We start from the raw sequence: 3,382 nt of genomic DNA on the forward strand, positions 1-3,382 counted from the left end.
CGCCGCCCGGGCGGCGCTGGACGCCGCCGCCGCGGCCCCCGGCCTGCGGCACCAGGCGCTGGTGGTGCTGGCCCCGGCCGATGCGGTGGAGGCGCTGCTGGGCGCCGAGACCGCCGGCCTGTCCCCGGCGCCGGGTGCGACCCGCTGCGTGTTGACGCCGGCGGGGCTGGCGGACCTGCCGACCCGGGCCGCGCTGCGCGCCGGCCGCGACCACCCGGCGCGGGTCGGCGACCTGCTCGCGCCGGTCGGCGAGGCGGGGCGGGATGCGATGCGCGCCGCCGTCGCGCCCTTCCTGCATGGGGCACCGCCCGCCCCGGCGGCGCTGCCCGCCCCCGCCCGCCCGGCGCCGAAGCCCCTGCCGGCCATGCGCCGGCATGCCGGCACCACGCTGCATGTCACGGTCGGCGGCCACCGCGTGGCGCTGCGCACCGCCGAGGACCCGCAGGGCACCCTGCTGGAGGTCGCCTTCACCCTGTCGAAGGAAGGCGCCGCCTTCCGCAGCCTGATGGATGCCTTCGCGCAGTCGGTCTCGCTGGGACTGCAGGCCGGCGTGCCGCTGGCCGAGTATGTCGAGGCCTTCGCCTATACCCGCTTCGGCCCGTCCGGCCCGGTGGAGGGCGACCCGGCGATCCGCCGCGCCACCTCCGTGCTGGACTGGGCCTTCCGGCGGCTGGCGCTGGACTATCTCGGCCGGCGCGACCTGCCCGAGCCGTCCGAGGCGGATTGCCTGGCGGATGCGGTGGGCCAGCCGGCGCAGATGGCGCCGCTGCTGCCGCTGGACCTGCCGCCGGCCGCCAGCCCGCGCGGCCGGCGCCGGTCGCTGCGCGTGGTGGGCTGACCGCCGGACGGCGGCGTCCGGGGCCGGATGGCTGGCGTATACGGTCGCTGGGCACGGATGCCGAACATCGCCGGAACGGGAAGGTCACTCCTGCCGCCCGCCGGCGCCGCCGCTTGAACCCGGGCCCGCCGGTTGTCATGGAACGGCAGGACGGCCACGGCCGGGGGGAGGAACCAGGATGGCAGGCAGGATCGAGGCGAAGCTGGCGGAACTGGGCATCGTGCTGCCGGCCCCGGCGGCGCCGGTGGCGAACTACATCCCCTTCACCATCTCCGGCAGCCTGGTGGTGGTCTCCGGCCAGATCCCGCTGAAGGAGGGCCGCATCGCCTATACCGGCAAGGTCGGCGCCGGCGTCTCGATGGAGGACGGGCAGGCCGCGGCGCGGCTCTGCTTCGTCAACCTGGTGGCGCAGGTGAAGGCGGCCTGCGGCGGCGACCTCGACCGGGTGAGGCGGGTGCTGCGCCTCGGCGGCTTCATCGCCGCGCCGCCCGACTTCACCCAGCATGCGGTGGTCATGAACGGCGCGTCGGACCTGGCTGTGGCGCTGTTCGGCGATGCCGGCCGGCATGCCCGCACGACCATCGGCGTCCCCTCCCTGCCCGGCGACGCGGCGGTGGAGGTGGAGGGGATGTTCGAGATCGGGTGACCAGGGCGGCGCCGACGGCGCGCGGCCGAGGCGACCGACCCGGTACGGGTTGCCGGATCCGGACCGGAGCGGATGCCCGTGGACGTCGCCAGGCGCCGCGTCCTCGCCAGGCTCCGGCCACGGGCGCGGCCACGGTGGATCGAGGATGCAGGCCGCCAGGCGCGGGCGTCGCCGCAACCCGGCCGCGCGGGCCGGGGACCATCCCCGCGGTCGCGCTCGGCGGCAGCCCAGGCACCGCCGCCATGGCCGCGGGTGGCGACCCGGCCCGGCTGAGCGGCGCGGCGTCCGGGATGGCATGCCGCACCGCCCTGGCGCCGCGCTTGCCGGGCGGGGTCACGCTCCGGGCCGTGCAGGGCCCGCCGCGATCCGCTCCAGCGGCGGCGGGTCGCCGCGCGGTGCAACCCTGGCGCAGCGGCCTGCCGCACCCGCCGAGGCGCGGGGCGCCATCCGGGAGGCGATCCTGGCCCTGCCCGGCCGACCCCCTGTCGTCGGGGGATGGGATCAACCGGGATCGGTGACCTCGATCACCAGGCTGCCGCGCTTGCCGCCGCCGTCCACCTCGCGATGGGCGGCCGCGATATCCTCGAGCCGATGGCGACGCCCGATGACGGGGCGGAGCACCCCCGCCTCCAGCAGCGTGGCGATGCGGGCAAGCTCGGCGGGGTCGTTGCCCGAGAAGCCGCACAGCACGCGCGGCCCTGGCCGCAGGGACGTGGTGGCCATCTGCACCACCTCCCACAGGCCGAAGGAGAGGAACACGTGCCGCCCGCGCGGCGCGAGGCAGGGGCGCCATGCCGCGAAGCGCGTCGCGCCGACCGTGTCGAGGATGACATCATAGGCCCTTGCCCCCGCGCCGCGCGGCCCGAGGCTGCGGTCGACCACGGCATCCGCGCCGAGGCTTCGCACCAAATCGGCATTCGCTCCGTTGCACAGCCCGGTCACCTCGGCACCGAGGTGCTTTGCGATCTGCACCGCGAAAACGCCGACGCCGCCGGCCGCGCCGATCACCAGCACGCGCTCCCGCGGCGCCAGGCGGGCCACGTCGCGCAGGAAGGTAAGGGCGGCGAGCGCCCCGAAGGGCACCGCCGCCGCCTCGGCGAAGGCCAGGCCCGCCGGGATCGGCAGGACCGCCGCATCCTCGCGGATCGTCAGGTACTCGGCATTGGCGCCGCGCAGCACGATGCCGAAAACGGCTTGGCCCGGCCGGAACCGCGTCACCTCCGCGCCGACGGCCTCCACCTCGCCCGCGAACTCCATGCCGGGGATGGGCTGGCGCGGCCCGCGGAGGCCGAAGGCCAGCCGGATCGGCAGCCGGAAGCCGGCCGGTGCGCGAAGGCTGCGCAGCCTCGCATCGCCCGAGGTGACCGTGCTGGCATGCACCCGCACCCGGATGTCCCGCCGGCCGATGCGCGGCAGCGCGACCTCCGCGATCCGCAGGACCTCGGGCGGCCCATAGCGGTGGTGGACAGCGGCCTTCATGGCAGGCTCCGGGCGCGGCGCGGTCACGCGTGACGATGCGCCAGGGGGCGTAGCCTCGCCGTCCGCGGGGGTTTTTCCTACCCCTCCGCCGCCGGTCCGTGTCGCCGCCCCGGCTGGTGCCGAGCGCAGCGACGCATGCCCACCCGCTCCCCGCCCCGCCCCGGCCGGACCGGACATGGGCGGGGCATGCCGGCGCCCAGGCTGAATCGCGGACCGGTCCGTGCCCCGCCGTTCTCCGACCGGGCGATGCGGGCAGGGCCGCAGGCGCGACGCACCAGCACCCAGGCTCCTGTCGCATGGCGCCGCCCCCGGCGGCGTGACGCGTTCGTGTCGGCGGGCGCGGTTGCCCCGCCGCCGGCCATGGCCGAGACGCCCGCCATGCCCAGCCCGCCCGCCCTCCTCCGACCTGCCGCGCCGCC

Annotated in this window: 3 protein-coding genes; 2 read left to right on the forward strand and 1 reads right to left on the reverse strand. The window is 77.2% G+C overall.

Annotated features, from left to right (window positions below):
* Both E2C05_RS33610 and E2C05_RS30080 read left to right on the forward strand, forming a co-directional pair.
* Nucleotides 1–838: TSCPD domain-containing protein (locus E2C05_RS33610; protein ID WP_456306541.1), on the forward strand; the 838-nt coding region annotated here is incomplete at its 5' end.
* Nucleotides 839–1,016: 178 nt separating this feature from the next.
* On the forward strand, nucleotides 1,017–1,484 hold the full coding sequence (locus E2C05_RS30080) for a RidA family protein (protein WP_133223295.1): 468 nt from the start codon (nucleotides 1,017–1,019) through the stop codon (nucleotides 1,482–1,484).
* A gap of 501 nt (nucleotides 1,485–1,985) precedes the next feature.
* On the opposite strand, the gene E2C05_RS30085 is transcribed toward E2C05_RS30080, so the two are convergent.
* Complete coding sequence (locus E2C05_RS30085; RefSeq protein ID WP_133223296.1) at nucleotides 1,986–2,963, reverse strand: NAD(P)-dependent alcohol dehydrogenase; 978 nt, start codon at nucleotides 2,961–2,963, stop codon at nucleotides 1,986–1,988.
* Nucleotides 2,964–3,382 lie beyond the last annotated feature (419 nt).

Origin of the sequence: Paracraurococcus ruber (assembly GCF_004353985.1) — a bacterium.
GTDB lineage: Bacteria > Pseudomonadota > Alphaproteobacteria > Acetobacterales > Acetobacteraceae > Paracraurococcus > Paracraurococcus ruber.